Annotated in this window: 28 protein-coding genes; 12 read left to right on the top strand and 16 right to left on the bottom strand. The window is 69.2% G+C overall.

Features of this window, described 5'->3' with window-relative positions; all coding sequences use genetic code 11:
* Positions 1-1,293, bottom strand: a complete 1,293-nt coding sequence (locus NDR87_RS17630; RefSeq protein ID WP_251914081.1) for a hypothetical protein — start codon at positions 1,291-1,293, stop codon at positions 1-3.
* A gap of 135 nt (positions 1,294-1,428) precedes the next feature.
* Between NDR87_RS17630 and NDR87_RS17625 the strand changes: the two genes are divergently transcribed.
* From NDR87_RS17625 to NDR87_RS17605, 5 genes are all read left to right on the top strand, one after another.
* Positions 1,429-1,701, top strand: a complete 273-nt coding sequence (locus NDR87_RS17625) for a hypothetical protein (RefSeq protein WP_251914082.1) — start codon at positions 1,429-1,431, stop codon at positions 1,699-1,701.
* Positions 1,702-1,852: 151 nt separating this feature from the next.
* Positions 1,853-2,254 (top strand): DivIVA domain-containing protein, encoded by a 402-nt coding sequence (locus NDR87_RS17620; RefSeq protein WP_251914083.1) that lies wholly within the window; start codon positions 1,853-1,855, stop codon positions 2,252-2,254.
* On the top strand, positions 2,251-2,838 hold the full coding sequence (locus tag NDR87_RS17615; RefSeq protein WP_251914084.1) for a DNA-3-methyladenine glycosylase I: 588 nt from the start codon (positions 2,251-2,253) through the stop codon (positions 2,836-2,838). The genes NDR87_RS17620 and NDR87_RS17615 overlap by 4 nt, the downstream gene beginning before the upstream one ends.
* Before the next feature lie 181 nt (positions 2,839-3,019).
* Positions 3,020-3,187 carry a DUF3117 domain-containing protein gene (locus NDR87_RS17610; RefSeq protein WP_019929283.1) on the top strand — a complete coding sequence of 56 codons (168 nt, stop codon included), beginning with the start codon at positions 3,020-3,022 and terminating at the stop codon, positions 3,185-3,187.
* 15 nt (positions 3,188-3,202) lie between these two features.
* The gene (locus NDR87_RS17605; RefSeq protein WP_251914085.1) at positions 3,203-4,054 is read left to right on the top strand and encodes a putative RNA methyltransferase; all 852 of its coding nucleotides are present in this window, start codon (positions 3,203-3,205) and stop codon (positions 4,052-4,054) included.
* Positions 4,055-4,089: 35 nt separating this feature from the next.
* Here NDR87_RS17605 and glgA read toward each other — a convergent pair whose 3' ends face one another.
* On the bottom strand, positions 4,090-5,259 hold the full coding sequence (gene glgA, locus NDR87_RS17600; RefSeq protein WP_251914244.1) for a glycogen synthase: 1,170 nt from the start codon (positions 5,257-5,259) through the stop codon (positions 4,090-4,092).
* Between the two features lie 241 nt (positions 5,260-5,500).
* Here glgA and glgC point away from each other — a divergent pair, with 241 nt between their 5' ends.
* The gene (gene glgC / locus NDR87_RS17595; protein ID WP_251914086.1) at positions 5,501-6,715 is read left to right on the top strand and encodes a glucose-1-phosphate adenylyltransferase; all 1,215 of its coding nucleotides are present in this window, start codon (positions 5,501-5,503) and stop codon (positions 6,713-6,715) included.
* A 4-nt stretch (positions 6,716-6,719) separates the two neighbouring features.
* Here the strand turns inward: glgC and NDR87_RS17590 are convergent, their stop codons facing one another.
* From NDR87_RS17590 to NDR87_RS17560, 7 genes are all read right to left on the bottom strand, one after another.
* Positions 6,720-6,938, bottom strand: coding sequence for a hypothetical protein (locus NDR87_RS17590; RefSeq protein ID WP_251914087.1), 219 nt, complete (start codon positions 6,936-6,938; stop codon positions 6,720-6,722).
* Between the two features lie 97 nt (positions 6,939-7,035).
* Complete coding sequence (locus tag NDR87_RS17585) at positions 7,036-7,260, bottom strand: hypothetical protein (RefSeq protein WP_251914088.1); 225 nt, start codon at positions 7,258-7,260, stop codon at positions 7,036-7,038.
* A gap of 147 nt (positions 7,261-7,407) precedes the next feature.
* Positions 7,408-9,063: an ABC transporter permease gene (locus tag NDR87_RS17580; protein WP_251914089.1), complete on the bottom strand. Its 1,656-nt coding sequence runs from the start codon at positions 9,061-9,063 to the stop codon at positions 7,408-7,410.
* The gene (locus NDR87_RS17575) at positions 9,060-9,992 is read right to left on the bottom strand and encodes an ABC transporter ATP-binding protein (protein ID WP_251914090.1); all 933 of its coding nucleotides are present in this window, start codon (positions 9,990-9,992) and stop codon (positions 9,060-9,062) included. The genes NDR87_RS17580 and NDR87_RS17575 overlap by 4 nt, the downstream gene beginning before the upstream one ends.
* An 18-nt stretch (positions 9,993-10,010) precedes the next feature.
* Positions 10,011-10,673 carry a TetR family transcriptional regulator gene (locus NDR87_RS17570; protein ID WP_251914091.1) on the bottom strand — a complete coding sequence of 221 codons (663 nt, stop codon included), beginning with the start codon at positions 10,671-10,673 and terminating at the stop codon, positions 10,011-10,013.
* A 70-nt stretch (positions 10,674-10,743) separates the two neighbouring features.
* Complete coding sequence (locus tag NDR87_RS17565; RefSeq protein ID WP_251914092.1) at positions 10,744-11,472, bottom strand: phosphodiesterase; 729 nt, start codon at positions 11,470-11,472, stop codon at positions 10,744-10,746.
* A gap of 82 nt (positions 11,473-11,554) precedes the next feature.
* Positions 11,555-12,202 (bottom strand): O-methyltransferase, encoded by a 648-nt coding sequence (locus NDR87_RS17560; protein ID WP_251914093.1) that lies wholly within the window; start codon positions 12,200-12,202, stop codon positions 11,555-11,557.
* A 265-nt stretch (positions 12,203-12,467) separates the two neighbouring features.
* Here NDR87_RS17560 and sigE point away from each other — a divergent pair, with 265 nt between their 5' ends.
* The 5 genes from sigE (at position 12,468) to NDR87_RS17535 (ending at position 16,678) form a co-directional block, all read left to right on the top strand.
* Positions 12,468-13,169 carry an RNA polymerase sigma factor SigE gene (sigE, locus tag NDR87_RS17555; protein WP_251914094.1) on the top strand — a complete coding sequence of 234 codons (702 nt, stop codon included), beginning with the start codon at positions 12,468-12,470 and terminating at the stop codon, positions 13,167-13,169.
* A 64-nt stretch (positions 13,170-13,233) separates the two neighbouring features.
* Positions 13,234-13,617: a zf-HC2 domain-containing protein gene (locus tag NDR87_RS17550; RefSeq protein ID WP_251914095.1), complete on the top strand. Its 384-nt coding sequence runs from the start codon at positions 13,234-13,236 to the stop codon at positions 13,615-13,617.
* A gap of 10 nt (positions 13,618-13,627) precedes the next feature.
* A complete protein-coding gene (locus NDR87_RS17545) occupies positions 13,628-15,202 on the top strand; it encodes a S1C family serine protease (protein ID WP_372494212.1) in 1,575 nt (524 codons plus the stop codon).
* Positions 15,203-15,280: 78 nt separating this feature from the next.
* The gene (tatB, locus tag NDR87_RS17540; protein ID WP_372494220.1) at positions 15,281-15,688 is read left to right on the top strand and encodes a Sec-independent protein translocase protein TatB; all 408 of its coding nucleotides are present in this window, start codon (positions 15,281-15,283) and stop codon (positions 15,686-15,688) included.
* Between the two features lie 153 nt (positions 15,689-15,841).
* The gene (locus NDR87_RS17535; protein ID WP_251914097.1) at positions 15,842-16,678 is read left to right on the top strand and encodes a hypothetical protein; all 837 of its coding nucleotides are present in this window, start codon (positions 15,842-15,844) and stop codon (positions 16,676-16,678) included.
* A 235-nt stretch (positions 16,679-16,913) separates the two neighbouring features.
* Here NDR87_RS17535 and NDR87_RS17530 read toward each other — a convergent pair whose 3' ends face one another.
* The 6 genes from NDR87_RS17530 to dapE all read right to left on the bottom strand — a co-directional run bounded on the left by NDR87_RS17530 (position 16,914) and on the right by dapE (position 23,086).
* A complete protein-coding gene (locus tag NDR87_RS17530; RefSeq protein ID WP_251914098.1) occupies positions 16,914-17,864 on the bottom strand; it encodes a glucosyl-3-phosphoglycerate synthase in 951 nt (316 codons plus the stop codon).
* Positions 17,861-18,739, bottom strand: coding sequence for a dihydropteroate synthase (folP, locus tag NDR87_RS17525; RefSeq protein ID WP_251914099.1), 879 nt, complete (start codon positions 18,737-18,739; stop codon positions 17,861-17,863). The genes NDR87_RS17530 and folP overlap by 4 nt, the downstream gene beginning before the upstream one ends.
* Before the next feature lie 35 nt (positions 18,740-18,774).
* A complete protein-coding gene (locus tag NDR87_RS17520; protein WP_372494221.1) occupies positions 18,775-20,484 on the bottom strand; it encodes a long-chain-acyl-CoA synthetase in 1,710 nt (569 codons plus the stop codon).
* Between the two features lie 79 nt (positions 20,485-20,563).
* The gene (locus NDR87_RS17515; RefSeq protein WP_372494213.1) at positions 20,564-21,106 is read right to left on the bottom strand and encodes a TIGR00730 family Rossman fold protein; all 543 of its coding nucleotides are present in this window, start codon (positions 21,104-21,106) and stop codon (positions 20,564-20,566) included.
* A complete protein-coding gene (locus NDR87_RS17510) occupies positions 21,103-21,900 on the bottom strand; it encodes a TIGR00730 family Rossman fold protein (RefSeq protein WP_251914102.1) in 798 nt (265 codons plus the stop codon). Before NDR87_RS17510 ends, NDR87_RS17515 begins: the two co-directional genes overlap by 4 nt.
* An 85-nt stretch (positions 21,901-21,985) precedes the next feature.
* Positions 21,986-23,086, bottom strand: coding sequence for a succinyl-diaminopimelate desuccinylase (dapE, locus tag NDR87_RS17505; protein WP_251914103.1), 1,101 nt, complete (start codon positions 23,084-23,086; stop codon positions 21,986-21,988).
* Positions 23,087-23,194: 108 nt separating this feature from the next.
* Between dapE and dapD the strand changes: the two genes are divergently transcribed.
* Positions 23,195-24,148, top strand: coding sequence for a 2,3,4,5-tetrahydropyridine-2,6-dicarboxylate N-succinyltransferase (gene dapD / locus NDR87_RS17500; RefSeq protein ID WP_251914104.1), 954 nt, complete (start codon positions 23,195-23,197; stop codon positions 24,146-24,148).
* Positions 24,149-24,185: 37 nt separating this feature from the next.
* On the opposite strand, the gene NDR87_RS17495 is transcribed toward dapD, so the two are convergent.
* A complete protein-coding gene (locus NDR87_RS17495; RefSeq protein WP_251914105.1) occupies positions 24,186-24,557 on the bottom strand; it encodes a PPOX class F420-dependent oxidoreductase in 372 nt (123 codons plus the stop codon).
* Positions 24,558-24,574: the final 17 nt, after the last annotated feature.

The following is a 24,574-nucleotide window of genomic DNA, read 5'->3' as shown; positions in this document are numbered from 1 at the left end:
TCACCGCAGTTCGCTGGTTCCGGCGGCGACCAGGTGCCGCAATTCCTCCACCGCACGCCTGCCCCGGCCGATCTCGGGTATCGCGTCGACCACCGCGGCCGCCCGCGACACCACGATCGTGGTGCGATGTTCGGCCGGGAGCGTGGTCAGCACCCGCGCGGCCAGCGCGCACGCCTCGTCCACCGCGCCCTCGCGGGCGTATCCGATGGCGATGTCCAATTCGATGAGCGCCGGATCGACCACGACGCCGGGACTGCCGCGGTACAGCTGCAGCGCCTGCTCCTGAACGCGCCGGGCGTCGGCGATGCGGCCGAGATTGGTCAGCGTTCCGGACAGATAGAGCAGCAGCCGCTTCTCCCCGAAGCGGAACGCCTCGTCGGAGGTGGTGTCGCCGAGTTCGGCCGCACGGGTGCGGGCCCGCGTCATCGCCGCCTCCGCACCCTCGACGTCGCCGAGCCGGGCCAGCGCCCGGGCCTCGGCCGCCGCGGCCAGAGCCGTTGCGTCGTCGGCGATCTCGGGCAGCTGCGCCTGCGCGGCGCGGGCCAGCGTCACCGCGTGTTCGGCACTGCCGTAGTAGTACGGCAGCATGGCGTGCTGGGCGCGCACGCGGGCCCGCAGCCGCCGGTTGCCGGTGTCGTCGGCGGCCATGCGCGCGGTGCCGTACCAGAAGTTGGCGCGTTCGATCTGACCGAGTTTCATCAGCGCGTCGGCGATCAGCAGCCCCAGCACCGCGGTGACCTCCGACAGCCGCGACTGGATGGCCGCGGGCTGGCGGCGCGTCGAGATCGCCTGCACCTCCAGCACATCCGGCAGCACCGTGGCCAGCACCCGCGCCGGTGGCGTGCGGGTGTAGGTGAGCACCCGGCCCGCGGCGCGCTCCTCCATCAGCTCGACCATGGCCGGTCCGATGGTGCAGGCCGCGAGCGTGCGGTCGACCTGGGCACGGGCATCGTCGAGGCGATTCAGCAGCGCCGGATCGTGTCCGGACGCCGGGGTGGGCGGCGCGGCGGGAGTCGTTCGGCGCGGGGGCATTCGGCGCGATCCCAGGGCCTGCTCGCCCTCGGCGAGGATCTGTTCGAACCGCTCGCGGACCTGACTACCGACCTGGACCAGTAACGTGTCGAGCAATTCCTGGGTGAGCGGCCGTGGCGTCACCGCGCTCAACCCGGCCCGCCAATTGGCCACCGTCGTCATCTCGACACCCAGGTGAGCGGCGAACTCCCGCACGGATTTTCGCATCGCCTCCTGCAGCGCGACGGCTTCGAATCCGGTCCAGGGACGACCCAACACCATTGTTACGCCTTTGTTTCACAGCTCTTGTGCCAACAGTAGGCCAACACCAACGCCAACGGTGCGCGATTTCATATCGGTCGCAACACGGCGAAAGTACTAAGTGCATCCGGCGTCGAGGCGACAACCTTCGCAGCCGTGACAACCCGAACCGGGCCGGCGATCCCCATGGTCCGGTTGTCGGCGCCGGGTGCGCCGCCCGCGCTGTTGGAGGTACCGCCCATGGACACGCCGCCCCCGGACGCCCGCGATCCATGGCTGGCAGGCAGCCGCGACTGCGCCCACGAACCGGCCGATCTCAGCTACGACCACGCCCGGTTCATCCTGGCCGTGCATGCGGGGCACGGCGGCGGCTGCCGACAGTATCTGGCGGCGGCGGCCTCCTGCTTCCGGCGTACCGGCGAACGCTGAGCGATCCTCTAGCAAACCATCCCGTACCGTCCAGATTTCCGGCGCGCACCCCGCCGGGCCGCCGAGCCGGGCGATGAGGGCCCGGCTCGGCGGAGGTCGGCGGGCCGACGCCGGGCCGAATCTGTCGCCCTCGCCACCTATCCTCGTCCCTATGCTCACGCTGCTGCTGTACGTGCTCATCGTCGGCCTGGTCGCCGCGCTGCTGTTCCTGGTCGCGAGCGCGGTGTTCGGACGCGGAGAGGAGCTGGGGCCGCTGCCCGAGGGCACGACCGCGACCGTGCTGCCCGCCGAGGGCATCGGCGGCGCCGATGTGCGCGCGCTGCGCTTCCAGCAGGTGTTCCGCGGTTACAAGGCCGGTGAGGTGGACTGGGCGCTGACCCGTTTGGCCGCCCGCATCGACGAGTTGGAGGCGCAGCTGGCCCAGGCCCGCGCCGAGCAGGGCACACCGTCGGGCAACGGCCGCCCCGCCGAGGCCCCGTCCATCCCGCAGGTGCAACCGCCCGCCCAGCTGGTCGAGGATTCGCATGCCGACGCCACCGGAGACGCCCGATGAGCGCCCCCGTCGCGGCCGACGGCAAGCCCGACGCCGACGGCCGGATCCGCTGCGGCTGGGCGGAGTCCTCGCGGCTCTACCGCGACTACCACGACACGGAGTGGGGGCAGCCGCTGCACGGCGACGACGCGCTGTTCGAGCGGATGTGCCTCGAGGCGTTCCAGTCCGGCCTGTCCTGGATCACCATCCTGCGCAAGCGACCCGCCTTCCGGGCGGCCTTCGACGGCTTCGTCATCGACCGGGTGGCGGCCTTCACCGACGCCGACGTCGAGCGGCTGCTGACCGATCCGGGCATCGTGCGCAATCGCGCCAAGATCGAATCCTGCATCGGCAACGCGCGGGTTGCTGCCGATCTTGGTCGGTCCCTGGACGAGCTGCTCTGGTCCTTCGCGCCGCCGACGCGCCCGCGCCCGCGCACCCTCGGCGACGTGCCCGCGGTCACACCCGAATCCGTTGCTCTGGCAAAGGAACTGAAACGCCGCGGCTTCCGTTTCGTGGGCCCGACCACGGCGTATGCCCTCATGCAGGCGACCGGTATGGTCGACGATCATCTGGCCGATTGCTGGGTTCATCCGCGCGGGTGAACACGCGCCACGGCGGTCGGTTTTCGAACTCAGGTACCCGCCCAGTTCCGTGATGAGGAAGAATAGGCGTGGTGCAGCCCTCCGGGCGCGGCTTCTCGCGCGCGGCGGCTGCCTGTTGGTGACAACACATGAGTTCCAAGAAAGTGCGCAGCAGACCGCGCGGATCTGGAGGGAGCAGAGGATGGCGGCCATGAAGCCCCGCACCGGGGACGGTCCCCTCGAGGCAACCAAGGAAGGGCGTGGAATCGTCATGCGGGTTCCACTCGAGGGTGGCGGGCGTCTGGTCGTCGAGCTCACGCCGGAAGAGGCCGCGGCCCTCGGCAAAGAGCTCACCGAAGTCACCAGCTAGTCGCCCGTCGCATCGATGCCGGTGCACTCCGGCGCCGAGCCGCTCACCGCGATCGCGCGGTCGCTGGCCTGTCCCGAATGCGGGGATGCCCTGACCGTGCGCGATCGCTCGCTGGTCTGCGCGCGTCGGCACAGCTTCGACATCGCCCGCCAGGGCTACGTGAGCCTGCTGACCGGTGCGTCGACCAAGATGACCGGCGACACCGCCGCCATGCTGGACGCGCGGGCCGCCTTTCAGGGTGAACACCATTTCGCCCCGATCGCCGACGCACTGGTCACGGCAATCGGCCGGGGGGAGCCGCACACGCTGCTGGAGATCGGCTCCGGCACCGGCTACTACCTCGCCGCGGCCCTCGACGCCGCGCCGGACGCGTACGGGATCGCCCTGGATGTCAGCAAGCCCGCCGCCCGGCGTGGCGCCCGCGCCCACCCGCGCGCCGCGTCGATCCTGGCCGACGCCTGGCGCGGCCTGCCCATCCGAGACGCCGCCCTCACTCACGTCCTGTCGATCTTCGCCCCCCGCAACCCCGACGAGGTCGCCCGCGTACTCGAACCGGACGGAATGTTTCTGGTGGTGACCCCCACCCCGCGGCACCTCGGCGAACTGATCGAGCCCCTGGGCATGGTCACCGTCGACGCGGCGAAGGACGCCCGCCTCGCCGACACCCTGTCCGGCCACTTCCACCGCCTCGACCACACCCTGGTCGAATACTCGATGAAGCTCGACCACACCGACATGGCCAACGTCGCCGCCATGGGCCCCTCGGCCCACCACGCCGCCACCACCCGCACCACCCGCATCGCGGAGTTGCCAGAAGTTGTCCAGGTAACGGCCTCGGTGACCATATCGACCTACCGCCCCCGCTAGCCGGGCTCCGGCCGACCCTGACTAACTCCCGGCCGTCAGCCCTTGCGGACCCGGTCGTAGAGCGCGACGGTTTGGCGGGCGACCTGCGACCAGTCGAATTCGGCCATGGCGCGGCTACGGCCCGCGCTGCCCAGGGCGGCGGCCCGGGCCGGGTCGGCGGCGATGGCGTTGACCGCCTCGGCGAGGCCGCGTTCGTAGTCCTCGGGGTGGTCGGGGGCGTAGTGGACCAGGCGGCCGGTGATGCCGTCGGCGACGACCTCGGGGATGCCGCCGACGTCGGAGGCGACCACGGCGGTGCCGCAGGCCATGGCCTCGAGATTCACGATACCCAGTGGTTCGTAGACCGAGGGGCAGACGAATACCGTTGCGGCGGATAGGATCTGGCGAACCTGCTCGGTGGGGAGCATTTCCCGGACCCAGAACACGCCGCCGCGGGTGCGGGCCAGCTCGGCCACCGCCTGCGAGACCTCGGCCTCGAGCTGGGCGGTATCGGGCGCCCCGGCGCACAGCACCAGCTGGATGTCGGGATCGAAATCGCGGGCGGCGTGCAGCAGGTGGGCGACGCCCTTCTGGCGGGTGATGCGGCCGACGAAGGCGGCGATGGGCAGGTCGGTGCGCACGCCGAGTTCGCCCAGCACGTCGCGGGCCTCGCCGACCGGGCCGCCCGGATGCCACAGCCCGGCGTCGATTCCGTTGTGCACCACATGCACTCGGGCCGGGTCGATGGTGGGATAGGCGTCGAGCACATCGTGGCGCATACCCTCGCTGACGGCGACGACGGCATCGGCGTACTCCATGGCGTTGCGCTCCGACCATGACGACAGCCGATAGCCACCGCCGAGTTGCTCGGCCTTCCAGGGGCGGCGCGGCTCGAGCGAATGCGCGGTCAGCACATGCGGAATCCCGTACAGCGTCGCCGCCAGATGTCCGGCCAGACCGGTGTACCAGGTGTGCGAATGGACCACGTCCACCCCGCCCACCGCATCGGCCATGCGCAGCTGCGCCGACATCATCTGCAGCGCCGAATTGGCCGCGTAGAGCGACGGATCCGCTTGGTGCACCACGGCATCCGCCCGCGCCACCCCCATGCAGTGCACCGTCACATCGCAGAGCTCCCGCAGCCGCGACACCAGCTCGGTGACATGAACCCCCGCCCCGCCGTACACCTCCGGCGGCCATTCGCGGGTCAGCATCGCCACCCGCAACCGTTCCCGCTCCGCAGGCCCTGTCGGCTCGCGACCGCCATCCGCGCCGAAACTCACCGCTCCAAACTAAACGCTCCCCTGCGACCTTGACCACTTGTGCAGGTCGACTGCCACCGGTAACGACGAACGCTCCGGATCGCGCGCACGCAACCGCGCGAGTCTCGACCGCTGAACGACCAGACCTAGGGGCCGCGAACCTGCGACGCCGGAGACGGCGCCAAAAATGCAGTACGTTATGAATGTGAGGAGCCAGCCGCACGTACTCGGGATCGTGCTCGCCGGCGGTGAGGGCAAGCGGCTCTTCCCGCTCACCAAGGACCGTGCCAAACCCGCGGTCCCGTTCGGGGGCGCGTACCGGCTGATCGACTTCGTCCTGTCCAATCTCGTCAACGCCGGATATCTGCGGTTGTGCGTACTCACCCAGTACAAGTCGCATTCGCTGGACCGGCACATCTCCCAGACCTGGCGGCTGTCGGGTTTCACCGGCGAGTACATCACCCCGGTGCCCGCCCAGCAGCGCCTCGGCCCGCGCTGGTACACCGGCAGCGCCGACGCGATCCTGCAGTCGATGAACCTCATCTTCGACGAGGATCCGGACTACATCGTGGTGTTCGGCGCCGACCACGTGTACCGGATGGATCCGGAGCAGATGGTGCAGCATCACATCGACTCCGGGGCCGGGGTGACCGTGGCCGGGATCCGGGTGCCGCGCGCCGAGGCGAACGCGTTCGGCTGCATCGATTCCGACGAATCGGGCCGCATCACCGGATTTCTGGAGAAGCCCGTCCATCCGCCGGGGACGCCGGACGACCCGAATGTGACCTTCGCGTCCATGGGCAACTACGTCTTCTCCACCAAGGTGCTCGTGGACGCGATCCGCGCCGACGCCGACAACGCCGATTCCGATCACGATATGGGCGGCGACATCATCCCGGCGCTGGTCGCCCAGGGCGAGGCGGGCGTCTACGACTTCGCCCGCAACGACGTACCCGGCTCGACCGACCGCGACCGCGGCTACTGGCGCGATGTGGGGACCATCGACGCCTTCTACGACGCCCATATGGATCTGGTGTCGGTGCACCCGATCTTCAACCTCTACAACCGGCACTGGCCGATTCGCGGCGCCGCGGAGAACCTCCCGCCCGCCAAGTTCGCCCAGGGCGGCCTGGCCCAGGAGTCGATCGTCGGCGCGGGCAGCATCCTGTCGGCGGCGACCGTCCGCAATTCGGTGTTGAGCTCCAACGTATTCGTCGAGGACGGCGCGACCGTCGAGGGCAGCGTGCTCATGCCGGGCGTGCGCGTCGGCCGGGGAGCCGTTGTGCGCCGGGCGATCCTGGACAAGAACGTGATGGTCGGCGAGGGCGAGATCATCGGCGTCGACCTCGAGCGCGACCGGGAACGCTTCGCCGTCAGCAACGGTGGCGTGGTCACCGTCGGCAAGGGCGTGTGGGTCTAGCCGGCTACTGCCATCCGGGCGGCGGGGGCTCCGGACTGGCCGTACAGAACGGATAGCACGAACCCCTGGGGACGCTGCTCTGCTCGTGGAAGTCGCTGCCGTTCACCAGCAGCAGCACCAGCAGCGCGAGGAAGACGATGATCCCGAGCACCACGGCGGCCAGGACCGGCCAGCCCCGCGGTAGCAGCAGATGCCCGACGATCACTCCGCGTTCGAACGCCATCGCAGCTCCTCTGCGCCATCGAATCGCTTACTCGCCCAATGATATCGGCTGCGGCGGCGAAAACCCGCCCGGCGCGGTCGGCTCGGTAGGTCGGCGCTCAGCGCGGCACGACGGGCGCGGAGGTGGGCCGCGTGCAGAACGGTTCGCAGGAGCCGGGCGTCGTCAGCGGCACGATGGTCGGATCGTCGTCGAAGTTCGCCCCCGCGACCAGTAGCATCAGAATCAGAGCCAGGGCCAGCAGGAAGCCCAGGAATACGACCGCCGGGATGAGCCAGCCCGGCGGCATACGTTCGCCGAAGAACATTCCGTACTCACCTGCCATCACGGTCCTCCACATCGCAGCCGTCGCGTACCCGGATGCTGATACCCATCGTGCGGTACCCGAACCTCGAACCGATGGCATTTCGATCACGGTCGCCCAACCGTGGTCCACCCCGCTGAACGAGGCGGACCACGCGCCGGCGGACCGCTACTGGCGCAGGTCGCGGCGGCGGAAGCCGAACAGCCCCAGCGCGATCAGCGCCGCGGCCGCCACCAGCATGATCGATACCGGCGCGGCGCGGAACGACTCCGCCGGGATCCTGGGCAGATGGCCGTAGGGATCCAGGCGTTGGATCCACCCCGGCATACCGGCGAGCGAACCCAGCAGGAACAGCGCGATCCCGGCGGTGAACACCCCCCACGCCACCGGCGCCCAACGCGGCAACCAGCCGAACAGCACCATTGCGACACCGGCGAACAACCAGATGATCGGCGTCTGCACCAGCGCCGCGGCGAGCACTCGGGGCAGTTTGCCGCCGACATCGTGGGTGGCCAGGCCGTAGGCCAACCCGCCGACGAGGCCCGAGACGAGCAGCGCCACCACGGGTCCGAGCAATGCGAAGACCAGATGCGATGCGACCCAGCGGATCCTGCTCACCGAGCCGGTGAGCACACTCTCCGCCCGTTGACTGCCCTCCTCCGAATGCAGCCGCAGCGCCGCGGATATGGCGTAGGCGGCCGCGATCATGCCCAGCGCCGTATACCCCATGGCGACGAACGCGTCCTCGAGCGCCTGCGAGCCACCGAGCCGAGCCAAAAGATCGGTCAGCGCCCTGTTGCGTCCGAGCGAATCGCTGACCTCGTGGATGACGCTACCCAACAGCAGCCCGTACAACCCGAGTCCGACGGTCCACGCGATCAGGGTGCCGCGCTGCAGCCGCCAGGCGAGCCCGAACGGCCCGGCCAGGGCGGGACCGGCGGCCGCGCGGCCGGGTCGCTCCGCGATCAGCCCCGCGCCCAGGTCACGGCGCGCCAGCAGGGCGTACGCCACCCCGATCAGCACCGCCGCGGTCACGGCGTGCAAGCCGAGCACCGCGAGGTTGTCTTCCGCGAACGGCCGGGTCTGCAGCGACCAGCCCTGCGGGGAAAGCCAAGTGAAGACGTCGGCCGGACCGTCGACCGCGCGCACGTCGCCGATGGCCCGTAGCACGAAGGTCGTGCCCAGCACCGCGAAGGCAATGCCCCGTGCGGTCCGCGCGCTGGTACTCAGCTGGGCCGCGACCGCGGCCACCCCGGCGAAAACGATGCCGCAACCGGCCATCGCGAGTCCGAATGCCAGCGCGCCGCCGCCGGGCACCCCCGCGCCCGTCACGCTCACCGTCGCGAGCAGTCCGGTGAGCAGCGCCGCGCCGCAGGTGAGCAGCAGGGCCGCGGTCGTATTGGCGTAGCGCCCGATTCGCGTCGAGGCCACCAGCTCCTCGCGCCCGTTCTCCTCCTCGGCCCGGGTGTGCCGGATGAGGACGAGAATCGTGGCGATCGCGATGAAGGTGTAGAACGGCCCGGCCTTCCACATGCCGACACCGCCCAGCGTTTCGCTGTAGGCCGGTCCGTACATGGCCAGCTGAGCCGGACTGGTGTTGATGGTGTGCGCGTAGTTCGCCAGTTCCGCCGGGCTGCCCATCACCCGCTCGGTGCTCGCGATATAGGTGGGCCCGAGTGGCAGCGACAGCAGCAGCACCCACAGCGGCCCTACGATGCGGTCGCGGCGCAGATACAGCCGCAGCAGTTGGAGCGTGCCGGTGAAATTCGAACCGGTGCGCGCACTTTCGGCGCAGCGGTGGCGAGCGACGGTGGCGGTGGTCATTTCGATGCCTCCGCGAGCTTGTGCGCCGACTTCGCGGTGCCGCGACCGTCGGTCGAGTAGTGCCGCAGGAACAGCTCCTCCAGCGTCGGCGGCTGGCTGATCAGGCTGCGCACCCCGGCGTCGCCGAGCACCCGGATCAGCTCGCCCAGATGTTCACTGTCCACCTGGCAGTGCAGCGTGTGATCCTCGATGCTGACATCCTCCACCCCCGCGATACGGCCGAGATCGCCCGGATCGCCGAGCAATTCGGCCCTGATGGAGGTGCGCGACAGATGCCGCATCTCGGCGAGGGTGCCGCTCTCCACGGTCCTGCCCTCGCGAATGATCGTGACCCGATCGCACAGCGCCTCCACCTCCGAGAGGATGTGGCTGGACAGCAGCACGGTCGCGCCGCGCTCGGCCGCCTCGCGGGCGCATTCGCGGAAGACCTGTTCCATCAACGGATCCAGGCCCGAGGTCGGCTCGTCGAGCAGCAGCAGTTCGGCGTTGGAGGAGAACGCCGAGACCAGGGCGACCTTCTGCCGGTTGCCCTTGGAATAGGTGCGGGCCTTCTTGCGCGGATCGAGTTCGAAGCGCTCGATCAGCTCGGCCCGGCGGTCCGGGTTCAGCCCGCCGCGCATGCGGGCCAGCAGATCGATGATCTCCCCACCCGACAGCGTGGGCCACAGGGTGACATCGCCCGGCACGTAGGCGAGATCGTGGTGCAGTGCGACCGCATCGGACCACGGATCGCGGCCGAGCACCCGCGCCTCGCCCGAGGTCCTGGCGAGAATGCCGAGCAGGATTCGGATGGTGGTCGATTTACCGGCACCGTTGGGGCCGAGAAATCCGTGCACCTCCCCCTCGGCGACCTCGAGGTCGAGACCGTCGAGGGCGTGCACCTGTCCGAAATGCTTGTGCAGATCTCGGACACTGATTGCCGATGACATCGGATCTCCTTGTGAGATTTAAGGTTCACCGCTCTGGTTCAGCAGGGTGTCCAGCATCATCGAATCGGTGAACAGGCCGTTGGTGAAGATGTCGGCCGCGGGCAGCATGACCTGGTCGGCGTATTCGCGCAGGGCCTGGCGGTAGTCGAGCTTTCCGTCATGCCTGGCGGAGTGGAGCTGGAGGAACAGGAAGAACCCCCCGCCGTTGTGCAGTGCCATATATCGTGCGGTCGCCCGCAAATCCCGTTGCGGGCGTAGCGTTCCGGCTTCGATTCCGGCGCGGAGGTAACCCTCCACGTCCTCGACCATGTGCTCGAACATGGTCACCGTCAGCGCACCCCCGGCCTGGAAGCTACGCATGAGGTAGCCGATATAGGGCGCGAAATCCTCTATCTCCGCGAGGGCTTCGAGCACACCCGACGGCGAGGGGTGGCGAATGTATTCGGTCTTGTATTCCCGGATCAAATCACGGACGTAGTCGTCGCAGGCCTCGCGCAGCCCGTCCTTGGAACCGAAATGATGGTTCACCAGGCCCGGGGACACGCCGGCCGCGGCGGCGATGGCACGCACCCCCACCCCGAAACCCTGCTCGCCGAAGGTGACGATGGCGGCGTCGCGGATGCGGGCGCGGGTGCTCAGATCGTCGGAGGATCCTTCCGATACGGCTGCTCTCTTAAACACATGTTCAATATACTAAACGGGCGTTCAATAGGCGGGCAAGAGCCTTTTACCTGGCGTTTCGCCCCCAATTTCAGTGGGGCTCGCGCCCCTGGAAGGCGGCCAACCCCTCCTCGGCCACCGGCGCCCGCTCCCCGCGCCCCCGCCTGCTCCCGGCGTATGCCCATTCCCGCACGCTGGCCACCGCGCGCGGCAGCAGCTCCACTTCCTGCGGCAGATTCAGCACCGGATCGAAGAAGCCCGGGGCGGCGTGCTCGCCGATCTCCGGGCGCGACACCGTGATCTCGGCCAGGGTGCGGGCCGGACCCAGCAGCGAGGCCGCCCGCAGCACGAAACCGAGCCGGTTCCCGTCCCGGAACCGGCACAGCGCCTCCAGCGAAACCGATTGCGGCTGAGCGTGATCCGGTTCGGCGAACACCCACTCGGGCGGGCCGCCGAAGAACGAATAGGCCATCAGGCTGCCGTAGCGGGCCGCGGCCCAGCTGCGCACCGGGCGCAGCACGAACCGCCCGAGCGCGCCGGTGCCGGTGGTGGCCAGGGCCAGATCCCACGGCCGGTTCTGCCAATCCAGTACCCGCACAGCCAATCCCAGGGCGTCCGGGATGCCGCCGGGCATGCTGGTGGCCTTGGACATGCGGGCCAGCACCGGCTTGTCCCGGGCGCCGATGATGCGGGCGTAGTCGTCGTCGACCGCATGCAGCGCGCCGGTCAGCGGCAGGCCCTCGGGATGGAACACGCGCGCGTGGCGCACCCGCGCCAGCACCGAAAACGCCTCCGCGACAATACGATCCGGGATTGGCATATGATCACCTCAGCTCAGCGGGCCGGGCTCGCCGTACCGGCCGACGTTCAGCTTCGGCGATACCCAGGCTGCGCCGGGTCAATCATCCCCGGGACGCGCAGAGCAATCCGTCCCCGACCGGAATCAGCACGCAGGTCAGATCCGGATCCTCGGCGATGGCCCGGGTGGCCGCGCGCACCGCCTGGGTGGCCGGATCGCGTTGCGCCGGATCGGGAACGCGCCCGCCCAGCAGGGCGTTGTGCAGCAGGATCGCACCGCCCTCGCGGAGCAGCCGCACACCCTGGGCGACGTACTGCGGATGCTCGAGCGGCGCCGCATCGATGAAGACCAGGTCGTAGGCGCCATCGGCCAAGCGCGGCAACACATCCAGCGCGCGCCCGTTGATCAGCCGGGTGCGCGCGGGCGGGATGTCGGCCGTGCGGAAGGCGTCCTTGGCCGCGCGCTGATGTTCCGGCTCGGAGTCGATGGTCGTGAGCGTGCCGTCCTCGCGCATGCCGTCCAGCAGCCACAGCCCGCTGATCCCGGCGCCGGTGCCGACCTCGACGACCGCCCGGGCGCCCAACAACTGGGCGTACATGCTCAGCAAAGCACCCACCGACGGCGGCACCGGCGCGGCGCCCAGCTCGGTGGCCCGCTCCCGCGCCGCGACGAGAATCTCGTCCTCGACGACCGACTCCTCGACGTAGGCGAGGTTGCGCTGCAGGGCCGCTGCGGTGGATAACTGACTCACGGGTATGAGGCTAATGGCGGAGGACCGCCCGCGTGGCGAACGACGATGCGGGATCGCCGCCCCTTTTTTCTCAGGTGTCCCTCAGCCTCCCCATACGACGGGCACATCGGGACCCGACAGAGTTAGGGCTACGCAAAGGCCGACCGACCGCTCGGCGGCGCTCCGGGAACAACCGATCCGGAAATTCGGTTGCTTTCGGTACCCGACCCAGTGTCGTGTTGTAGCGCCGGCCACGGTCCCCGAGTAGGAGGTAACCCCCATCCACATGGTCGATGCGGCGCGTGAGTTCGCCACCCTGCCCGAGTCGAGCCTGCCGAACGACGGCACGGCCGATTACCAGCTGCCCATTGCCGCCGGACAGACCGATGTCCCGGCCGACTCCCTCGAGCCCCTGACCGGCACCGCGGCCTTCGATGCCACCGGCGACCGGGAAATGATGCCGACCTGGGAGGAACTGGTCCGCGAGCATGCCGACCGGGTCTACCGGCTGGCCTACCGGCTGACCGGCGATCCGCAGGACGCCGAGGATCTGACGCAGGACACGTTCATCCGGGTGTTCCGCTCCCTGTCCAGCTATCAGCCCGGCACCTTCGAGGGCTGGTTGCACCGCATCACGACCAACCTGTTCCTCGACATGGTCCGTCGGCGCAACCGGATCCGCATGGAGGCCCTGCCCGACGACTACGACCGCGTGCCCGCCGAGGGCCCTGGTCCCGAGCAGGCCTACCACGACGCCCGGCTGGACCCCGATCTGCAGTCGGCACTCGACGCGCTGCCGCCGGAGTTCCGCGCGGCCGTGGTCCTGTGCGACATCGAGGGCCTGTCCTACGAAGAGATCGGCGCGACGCTGGGGGTGAAGCTCGGCACCGTGCGCAGCCGCATCCACCGTGGCCGCCAGGCACTGCGGGAGTACCTTGCGCATAATGGTTCTCAGCAGCGGTACGCCGCTGACGAGAAGGTCGGGTGACCGCGGCCGCCATCGGGCGGCAGTCCCCGACGCAGCTGTTGTCCGTCGGAAGGGTGTGCACCGTATGAGTGGCGAAGATGCCGCGGCGAACCGGCCCCGATTCGCCCCCACCGAGCATCTGGCCAGTGAGGCCATCGCCGCCTACGTCGACGGCGAGCTGCGCATGAACGCCTATCTGCGCGCCGCCGAACATCTCGCGAAATGCCCCGAATGCGCCGCCGAGGTCGAGGCGCAGCAGCAGGCCCGCATCGCCCTGCGCCAGGCCGCGCAGCACCAGATCTCCGCGCCCACCGGTCTGCACGACACCCTGAGCCGCATTCCGCTCGCCGATCTCACCGCGCCCGGCATGGACGATATGTCGCGCGGCGCGAGTTTCCTCGGACTGCGTACGGATTCGTTCCATTTCGTGTCCGAGAGCAGGCGGTGGACCGGGTGGTGGCGCAAGTAGAGTTCACCACGTGACCTCCGAATCCACGAACGCCGGATCGACGTCCGATGACCCTCGCGCCGCGGCCGATTCCGGACGCGACGCCGCATCGGATTCGGCGGCCGACAGGGGGAACCTGAGGCCGCCGGATGCGCCCGTACTGGGTCCGCGGCCGGTCTATCGCCCCCACATCGACACTCACACCGCTCGGGCGTTCCGTCGCCCCAGCGGGCAGGCCGGATCCTTCGCACCGCACACCCCCGCCGCGCCGACTCCGCGCACCGACGGCCCGGAGCTGGTGAACCGGCCGCCGGACGCGGTGCTGGCCGAGGCGTTCGGCCGCCCCGAGGGCTCCACCGAACTGCTGCAACGCGATCCGGACGCGGCCGAGGACACCGCCGCACCGGCCGCGCCCGCCGATCCCTGGCGCGATCCCGAATCCGCCGCCCGGCTGGGCGCGCCCGCGATCGCCACCCCGCGGCCCCAGCCGCTGCCCCCGGATCACAAGCTGAGCGCGCGCGAGGTGCTGTTCGGCGGGCGGATCGCGCCGAAGGCGCTGGGCATCCTGGCGGTCGTGGCCCTGCTCATCGGAGTGGCGGGCGGGCTGATCGGGCGGTTCACCGCCGAGGCCACCTCCGCGCTGACCTCGCGCAAGGTCACCCTGCAGCAGGAGAGCGCGCCCGACAAGCCGCACGGTCAGGTCCAGAAGGTGGCCGACGCCGTGCTGCCCTCGGTGGTATCGATCCGCGAAACCGTCGGCGACAACGGCGCACTCGGCTCGGGCGTGGTGATCGACGGCAACGGCTATATCGTCACCAACAACCATGTGATCTCCATGGCGGCCAACGACAAGACGGGCCGCGCCAAGATCCAGATCACCTTCTCCGACGGCACCAAGGCTCCCGCCCGGCTCGTCGGCCGCGATCCCAAGACCGACCTCGCGGTGCTCAAGGTCGATGTCCGGAATCTGACCGTGGTCCGGCTGGGTAAGTCCTCGGACGTACAGGTCGGCGACGATGTCCTGGCCATCGGCTCCCCGCTGGGTCTGACCAAGACCGTCACCTCCGGCATCGTCAGCGCCCTGCATCGCGCCATCGAGGAATCCCCCGAGGCGGGTGACGATTCGGCCGGAGCGTTCGACGCGGTCCAGACCGACGCCGCCATCAACCACGGCAACTCCGGCGGCGCGCTGGTCGACAGCGAGGGCCGGCTGATCGGCATCAACACCGCCATCCGCAGCGAGAGCGGCGGCTCGGTGGGCCTGGGCTTCGCGATCCCGGTCGACCTGGTGCAGCGCATCGCGCAGACGTTGATCCGCGACGGCCAGGTGCATCACGCGCAGCTGGGCGTGAGCGCCAAGACCAAGCAGGTCGAGAACGATGTGCTCAGCGGCGCCCAGGTCGCCGACGTCCAGGCGGGCAGCGCGGCGGCCAAGGCCGGGATCGTCGAGGGCGACATCATCGTGAAGGTCGGCGACCGCGACGTCACCGAGAAGGCCGAGCTGACCGTCGCGATCCAGTCGCATCAGATCGGCGAGACGGTGAACATCCAATTGATCCGAGACGGCCGCCGGGTGGACGTTCCGGTGACGCTCGAATCGGACTGATTTCCCCGACGGGCTACCTCGGCCGGTGTGAGTCGGCCCAGGTAGCCTGTCTGTGTGTTCAACATCGGCTGGCCGGAGATGGTGATCCTGGTGGTCGCGGCGTTGGTGATCCTGGGTCCCGAGCGGCTGCCGGGAGCGATTCGGTGGACCGCGCAGAGTCTGCGGCAGGTGCGCGATTACGCCAGTGGTGCGACCACTCAGCTGCGCAGCGAGCTGGGGCCCGAGTTCGACGAATTGCGCAAGCCGCTGGAGGAGCTCAACGAGTTACGGCGGCCGTTCAACGATTTGCGCGGAATGACGCCGCGGTCGATGGTGACCAAACATCTGCTCGATGGCGATGATTCGCTGTTCACGGGGAAGTTTGATAAACCGACCAGTTCGTCTATCGGATCGGAATATTCGCCGCCGCCGAGTTATATGCCGCCGGAGCCGCCGAAACCGCTGGCGCGCAACGAAAAACCTCCGATCGACTTCGATGCGACATAACAATTTCCGTTCGCCGCGGCGCCCGATGCGGTCCATTCGGGCCATTGGGACGGATCGACGCAGGTAATCGTGGTTGTGTCCGGGAAAATCCCGGGCAGTTGGTCGTCAAGCGGACTGGACACATCCTGCTGTCGAGCGCTCTAGACTTCGCACATGTCAGCCGATGAGGTGGCACGGGTGTTCGCGATCGAGGACAAGGTCGAGCGCCTGAAAGCGGCCACCGAAGGGGTTGCTCAGGCCCAGCAGACCATCAATGAGCTCACGCGTATTCGACGGGCCGTCATTCGCGAATTGCACGCCGAGGGGTGGACCTTCGCCAGAATCGGTGCGGCGGCGGGGCTTTCGCGCGCCCGCATTCATCAGGTCAGTACCCAAGGTCCGGTGCCGGAGGGCCTGTTCTTCGGGCACGGGCCGCTGACCATTCTCACCCCCGACGTCCGCAGCACCACCCGCGCCGCGCCGCTGATCGGCGCGCCCGACGCCGCGGCCCCGCATCGGCTGGTGGAGTTGTTGCGCGAGTTGGGATTTACCGTCGGCGTGGAGCGCTTCCTGCCCGGCCGCCCGCTCGACCTCGACCGCGACGGCCTCATCGTCCTCGGCGGCCCCGAACTCTCCCCCAGCCTGCGCTATCTGGTCGCCGCCGACCCCCGCCTGCGCCGCACGGTCGCCCGCGCGGGCCGCGTCCGCCGCGGCATCGAGGACCGCGCCGCCCGCCGCGTCTACCGCCCCGGCGGCACCGAACCCTACGACATCGCCTACCTCGCCCGCCTCCCCCGCCCCGACACCCGAGGCACCGTCCTGGTCATAGACGGCCTCCACCCACCCGGCTCCCTCGGCGCCATCCGCCTCCTCGCCACCCGCCTGGCCACCCTCCACGAACGAGCAGGCACCCACCCCTTCTCCGCAGTAGTAGGCGTCCGCTACGACCGCAACACCGGCGAACCCCTGGAAGCCGACCTCCTCACCCCCATCTACCGCCACGAAAGATAATGCACCCCAACCGGACCGGGCGCACAGCCGACGAGTGACACGCAAGGCCCTGTCGTCCGGCCTGGCGGCCGAACGACAGGGAACGAGAAGATTCGCGGCCTCAATCACCCCGCCACGAGGCTCACCCAATCACCCCGCCACGAGGCTAACCCAATCACCCCGCCACGAGGCTCACCCAATCATGCCCCCGCGAGGCTAACCATTTACCCCGCCGCGAGCGCAGCGAGCGGCGGGGTCAGGCGGCCACTTCGGCGGGGCGGAGGGTGTTCATCGGGGGGCGGTCGGTGAGGGAGACCTCGGTGGTAAGGGCGGTGAATTCATCACCTATCAAAGGGAATTGGGTCAATGCCGCGCCCGAGTCGCGGATTCCGCTGCGGCCCAATATGGTTCCGACGATTTGGCGGCTCATGACGCCGAGGTCGGAGAGGGGGCGGTTGCGGTGGGTGCGCACGCCCAGGTTGACCTGGCCGATGGCGGGGAGGCCGAGGAGGTCGTAGGTGTCCAGGAGCAGGCCTATTTCGACGCCGTAGCCGGGGGCGAAGGGGACGGCGGTGAGTAGCTCGCGGGTGCCCGCGTATTCGCCACCCAGCGGCTGCAGCACGTTCGACAGGTCGGGGCGCAAAGCGGCCAGCAGCGGGCGGGCCACCAGCTCGGTGACGCGGCCGCCGCCGTTGTGGTCGACCGTCTCGCCCTGGCGCAGCGGGCGGCGGTAGTACGCCTTCACCAGATGCATATCCTCGACCGTCAGTAGCGGGCCCAGCAGCTTGGGCACGAACATCGGATCCGGATCGATCAGATCGGAATCCACGAAGGCCACCAGATCACCCGAGGTGGCGGCCAGCGAGCGCCACAGCACCTCTCCTTTGCCGGGCACCGGGTCCAGCTCGGGGACGGCCTGCTCGCGGGTGACCACGCGGGCCCCGGCGGCGCGGGCCCGGTCGATCGTCCGATCCGACGATCCGGAATCGAGTACGACCAACTCGTCGACCAGCGTGCCGACCAGCGGCCGAATGCTGGTCACCACGTCGGCGACGGTGCGCTCCTCGTTCAGTGCGGGCAGCACCACGGAAACCGTGCGCCCGGCCTTGGCGGCGACCAGTTCGTCGACCGTCCACTCGGGGCGGTCCCAGGTGTGGGAGATCGCCCAGTCGTCGATGTTGTCGAGAATTTCGGGGTTGGTTGTCATACCAGACCTCGCAAGGTTCGTGCGGGGGGCCGGATGCCCTGAATCGCGGCAATCATGTCCACCACGCGCCGGGTCGCGGCAACCTCGTGGACACGGAAAACCCGGGCGCCAGCCGCGGCGGACCATGCGGTTGCCGCCAATGTGCCCTCCAATCGCTCGGATAGGCCGACACCAAGAGTCTCCCCGATGAAATCCTTGTTGCTCAGCGCCATCAAGACCGGCCACCCGGTATTTACAAGAACGTCCACCGCCCGCAACAACTCCAGCCCGTGGTAGGTGTTCTTGCCGAAATCGTGGGTCGGATCGATCAGAATCGAGTCCTTGGCCACCCCCGCCACGGCCGCGCTCTCGGCGGCTCGCACGACGGTCTCGGTCACCTCGGCCACCACATCGGCGTAGCGCACCCGATGCGGCCGGGTCCGCGGCCGCGCCCCGCCGGTGTGGCTGCACACGATGCCCACCCCCAACTCGGCGGCCACCCCGACCAGATCCGGATCGGCCCCCGCCCAGGTGTCGTTGATCAGATTCGCCCCCTCGGCCACCGCCGCCCGCGCCACCTCCGACCGCCAGGTATCGATGCTGATCAGCAGCTCCGGATGGCGTTCGCGGATCGCCGCCACGAACGGCACCACCCGGCGGGCCTCCTCGGCCGCGTCCACCACCGTGCCCGGCCCGGCCTTCACCCCGCCGATATCGACCAGATCGGCCCCCTCGGCGACCGCCCGCTCGACGGCCGCCATCGCGGCCTCGTCGGAGAAGGTGGACCCCCGGTCGTAGAACGAGTCCGGCGTGCGGTTCACGATCGCCATGACCAGCGCCCGATCCGCCGCCACCGGTTTCCCGCACAAAGTGGACAGCACCGGCGTCGAACTCATGATCTCGACTGTACCGAGTGCTGTCTTACCGCCCGTCAGGGCTTGGGGGCCTGCCCCGCGGCCACCTCGTCCGCGTAGCTCTCGTAGAACGGCACATAGCCCGCATCGCGACCGGACAGGACGTAGAGGGTGGTCTTCTCGTCGGGGGTATAGCCCTGCTTGCGCAGCTCGCCCTTGAGGCTCTTGAACGTGGAGGTGGTCTCCAGCTCGTCGACCACGCGGATGAACAACGGGACCGCGTACGGGGGCAGCCGGTCGTAGAGCCGGGCGGCCAGGGCCTTGCCGTCGAAGTCGACGCCCGGCCGCAGCGTCACCGCGGCCATCCCGGCCTTGCCATCGGCGCCGGGGATCTCGACGCCGTAGACCACCGCCTCGGTAACCGCCTCGGACTCGTCGAAGGCGCCCTCCACCTGCGTGGTGGCGACATTCTCCCCCTTCCATCGGAAGGTGTCGCCGAGCCGGTCCACGAACGCGATGTGCCGCCAATGCTGATCGCGCACCAGATCGCCGGTGTCGAACCAGCAGTCCCCGTCGGTGAAGGCGTCGCGCACCAGCTTCGATTCGGTCGCGTCCCGGTCGGTGTAGCCGTCGAATGGCGAGCGATCGGTCACCTTGGCCAGCAGCAGCCCCACGCCCCCAGAACGCACCCGGCGCAGCCGCCCGTCCGGACCGCGCGCGGGTTTGCCTGTCGCGTCGTCGAATTCGACCACCGTGTAGGGCAGCGGCCCGAATCCGGCCGTGCGATCGACTCCGAACGCATTGATGAAGGCGATATTCGCCTCACTGGCACCGTAGAACTCAACGATCCGTTCGATGCGGAAGCGCTCGCGGAATTCGTCCCACAACTCCGGGCGCAGCCCGTTGCCGACGGCCAGGCGCACCCGGTGCCGCCGCTCCTGCGGCTGCTCGGGCTGATTGAGCAGATACCGGCACAGCTCGCCGATGTAGATGAATGCCGTGGCCCGCGAGTCGACCACCTCGTCCCAGAAGCGCGACACCGAGAACTTCTGTCCCAGTACGAAAGTGGCCCGCGCCCCCAGGACCGCGCTCAGCGCCACCGTCAGCGCGTTGTTGTGGTACAGCGGCAGACAGCAGTACATCGCGTCGTCACCGTGTAACCGAATCCCCAGGCCCCCTAGCCCGTTCATGCTCTTGGTCCAGCGCAGATGCGTCATCACGCTCGCCTTGGGCATTCCGGTGGTACCCGAGGTGAAGATCAGGAAGGCGCGCTCGCGGGCCCGAATGTCCTCGCACACCGGCGGATTCGAGGCGTCGGCGCCGCGGGCGAGGTCCGCGAGTTCGCCCGACCACAGCACATCGGCGGGCGGTTCGGGCAGCGACTCCAGCGCCTCCCGGCACTCCTCGCCGACGACGTTCACCACGCTGCCCAGCAAGTCGAAGCTGTGGGCCAGAACAGCTTCGCGCTGATTGTGATTCAGCAATCCGGCGGTCGCGCCGAGCTTCACCGCGGCCAGCGCCACGAACAGCGTCTCGGGCCGGTTGGTCATCAACACCCCGACCACATCGCCGCGCCGCACGCCTCGCGCGGTCAGCACATCGGCGTACCGGTTCACCTCGGCATTGGCCGAACCGTAGCTGTAGTCGCGCCCGGAGAACCGCAGAAACGGCCGGTCCGGCACCCGCTCCGCCGCGCGTTGAAAGTACAGTCCCACAGACGATCTGTCGTGCGGGCGCACCAGCATGCCCAGCGCGCCGCGCAGCATTCCCGGCGCATCCAGTGCCATGCCCGGCAGCCTGCGGGCGAGGTCGAGCAGGGACACGTTGCGGGTGTTCGCGGCCACGGTTCCTCCAGCAGGTGCGAGTTCAGGTCGGCTGGGTGAGTGCCTCGAACGCCGACGCCAGGTCTGTGGCCACGGTAACCCGGTCGAGCGCGCCCTGACCGATGAATCCGCCACCCTTTATCTCGTCGAGCCAGGCGAACAGCCCGCCGAAGTGTCCGTGCGGATCGAGCACCACCAGCGGCTTGGCATGCATGTCGAGATAGCCCGCGGTCCACGCCTCGAAGAACTCCTCCAGCGTGCCGACGCCGCCGGGCAGGGTGAGGAAGGCGTCGGCGCGCTCCTCCATGACCTTCTTCCGCTCGCGCATGGTGTCGACGACGATCAATTCGTCGGCGTCGACATCGGCGACCTCGCGGTGCACCAGACTCTTCGGAATCACGCCGATCGTCCGGGCCCCCGCGTCGCGGGCGGCGCGCGCCACCGCGCCTATCATCGAGACATTGCCCCCACCGGACACCAAATGCCAACCGCGCCGGGCGATCTCGCCCCCGACCTCGGCGGCCAGATCGAGGTGTTCGGGCACATCCGTACTCGCCGAACAGTAGACGCATACCGCGAAGCTCACCACTGATCCTCCGTGCCGATGCCGTCCTGGCCCCGGCTCCGCGCCGCCTTGACCACGATGTCGATCACCTCGTCGACGCTGTCGGTGACGTACAGCAGATCAACGTCGCCCGGCGAGATCTTGCCCGAACCCTGCAGCGAATCGCGCAGCCACTCCACCAGGCCCGACCAGAACCGGGTGCCGAACAGCACGATCGGGAAGCGGGTGATCTTGCGGGTCTGCACCAGCGTCAGCGCCTCGAACAGCTCGTCGAGGGTGCCGAAGCCGCCGGGCAGGCAGATGAAGGCCTGCGAATACTTGACGAACATGGTCTTGCGGGCGAAGAAGTAGCGGAAGTTCAGGCCCAGATCGACCCAGTCGTTGAGGCCCTGCTCCATCGGCAGCTCGATGCCGAGACCGACCGAATAGCCGCCCGCCTCCGACGCGCCGCGGTTGGCCGCCTCCATGATGCCGGGGCCGCCGCCGGTGATCACGGCGAAACCCGCCTGCGCGAGCGCGGCGCCGATGGCGCGGGCGGCCTGGTATTCGGCGCCGTCGACCGGGGTGCGGGCGGAGCCGAAAACCGCGACGGCGCGGGGGATTTCGGCGAGCGCGCCGAAGCCCTCCACGAATTCGCTCTGGATGCGCAGCACCCGCCAGGGGTCGGTGTGCACCCAGTCGGTCGGGCCGCGGCCGTCGAGCAGATGCTGGTCGGTGGTGCCGGTGCCCTGTTTGCGATCGCGCCGCAGCATGACGGGACCGCGGAACTTGGGCGTCTTGGGCGATCGAGGGAAGTCGGGTTCGGGCTCGGTCATATAGCTACGCTACCGACCCGCTACCGCTGCCCGGTCACGACCGTCCGACCAGTCGGCGAACAACACGGACCGGCTCGGCAACGCCTCACGCACCCGCCCCGGTCAGGTAGCTGCGCAGGATCTGGGTGACGGTGGTGATCTGCGCGGTCGGCACGTGCTCGTCGACCTTGTGCGCGAGGTTCGGATCACCCGGTCCGAAGTTCACCGCCGGGATGCCACGCGCGGCGAATCGCGAAACATCGGTCCAGCCGTATTTGGCCCGCACCCCGCCGCCGCCGTGGGTGTGCACCATCTCGACCAGATTCTTGGCCGCGGGCGCGGACAGGCCGGGCAGCGCGCCCGGTGCGCCGTCGGTACGTTCGAAGCCGACGTCCAGGCCGGCGAAGACCTGGCGCACATGCTCGGTCGCCTCGTCGAGCGAACGGTCCGGCGCGAAGCGGAAGTTCACCACCACCTCGGCCTCGTCGGGCACCACATTGCCCGCGACGCCGCCGCCGACCTGGACCGCCGACAGGCCCTCGCGGTAGACGCAGCCGTCGATCTCGACTTCGCGGGCGCGATAGTCGCGCAGCCGCTCCAGGATCGGGGTCAGGTGGTGAATCGCGTTGTCGCCCAGCCAGGCTCGTGCGGTGTGGGCGCGCGTGCCGGCGACCGTGAGCCGGGCGCGCAGGGTGCCCTGGCAGCCCGCCTCGATCCAGCCGCCGGAGGGCTCGCCGAGGATCGCGAGGTCGGCGTCGAGCCATTCGGGAAGTTCGCGCTCGATGCTGCCGAGGCCGTTGAATTCGGCGGCGATTTCTTCGCAGTCGTAGAAAATCAGGGTCAGATCGCAGACCGGGTCGGCGACGGTGGCGGCCAGGTGCAGAAAGACCGCGTCGCCGGATTTCATGTCCACGCTGCCGCAGCCGTAGAGCTGCTGTTCACCGTCCTCGTCGACGAAGCGGCCGGGGACGTTGTCGGCGATCGGGACGGTGTCCAGGTGACCCGCGAGCACGACCCGGGTGGGGCGGCCGCGGTTGGTGCGGGCCAGCACGGTGTTGCCGTGCCGCAGCACCTCGAAGCCCTCGGTCTGCTCGCGCAGGGCCCGCTCGACGGCGTCGGCGATGGCCGCCTCGTCGCGGGAGACGCTGGGGATGTCGACGAGGGCGGCGGTCAGGGTGATGGGGTCGGCGCGTAGATCGAGGGTCACCCCATTCAGCCTAATTGTTCGTTTGCCTCACTTCCCGGTGTCCGGTATATGCGGGTTCGGTGCGGACCCACGAGGCCACCGGACGAGCAGGCGCAATAAACTGCCCGCGTGAGTATTCAGGGAGCTTCCGCAGTCGGCCTCGCGACGGTGACCGTCAACGGCACGGTCCTCGACACCTGGTATCCGTATCCCGAGCTGGGTGAGTTCGCGGAGACCGGGACCGAGCGGCTGAGTGCGGCCGATCCGGAATACGCCCGCTTCGCCGAGCTGGTCGGTTTCGACGAGGCCCGCCGGGTCGAGGTGGTGGCCGTGCGCACGACCATCGCCGACCTGTCCGCCGCGCCCGCCGACACCCATGATGTCTACCTGCGGCTGCATCTGCTCTCGCATCGACTGATCCGCCCGCACGGGGCGAATCTGGACGGCGTGTTCGGGCTGCTCGCCAATGTCGTGTGGACCAATCACGGGCCGTGCGCGGTGGAGGAGTTCGAGCTGGTCCGGGCCAAGCTGCGCGCCCGCGGCGCGGTGACCGTCTACGGCGTGGACAAGTTTCCCCGCATGGTCGACTACGTGCTGCCCGCGGGCGTCCGCATCGCCGACGCCGACCGCGTGCGCCTGGGCGCCCACCTGGCCGAGGGCACCACGGTCATGCACGAGGGCTTCGTCAACTTCAACGCCGGAACCCTCGGCGCGTCCATGGTCGAGGGCCGCATCTCCGCGGGCGTGGTCGTCGGCAACGGCTCCGACATCGGCGGCGGCGCCTCGATCATGGGCACCCTCTCCGGTGGCGGCAAGCAGATCATCTCCATCGGCGAACGCTGCCTCCTCGGCGCCAACGCGGGCCTGGGCATCTCCCTGGGCGACGACTGCATCATCGAGGCAGGCCTCTACGTAACCGCGGGCACCAAGCTGACCCTCCCCGACGGCCAAACCACCAAGGCCGCCACCCTCTCGGGCCAACCCAACCTCCTGTTCCGCCGCAACTCCCTCACCGGCACAGTAGAAGCCGTCCCCCGCAAGGGCACCGGCATCGAACTCAACGCCGCCCTCCACGCAAACTGACCCCACCCCCGCCGCGAGCGTCAGCGAGCGGTGGGGGTTAGTCGATGCCGAAGGCGAGGATTCGTTCGGGGGTGATGCGGATCAGTTCGGGGGAGGTGTGGGGGGTGGTCGGGGTGATGTTGCGGAGGGCTTGGGCGGTGCCGCGGATTTCCAGGCAGCGGACTTCCCAGGGGGTGTGGGATTTTATGTCGTCTACTACGAAGGCGACCTTTTCGTGGGTGGCGAGGTTGCGGAACTTTTGGGAGGCGCCCAGGTCGCGGCCGCTGATGTCGATGGTGCCGAGGAATTCGTTGTAGTGGAAGCCGACCGGGTTGTTCTGGGGGGAGCCGTCGGGGCGGATGGTGGCGAGTCGGCCCAGCCGCTGGGTGCGCAGATATTCGATCTGGGCGGGCGACAGCGTTGCGATCATGGGGCGAAGCCTAGGAC

Source organism: Nocardia sp. CDC159, assembly GCF_023740735.1.
Lineage (GTDB): Bacteria > Actinomycetota > Actinomycetes > Mycobacteriales > Mycobacteriaceae > Nocardia > Nocardia pulmonis.
The sequence above is the reverse complement of the archived record's forward strand: the minus strand, read 5'-3'. Positions and strand labels throughout refer to the sequence as shown.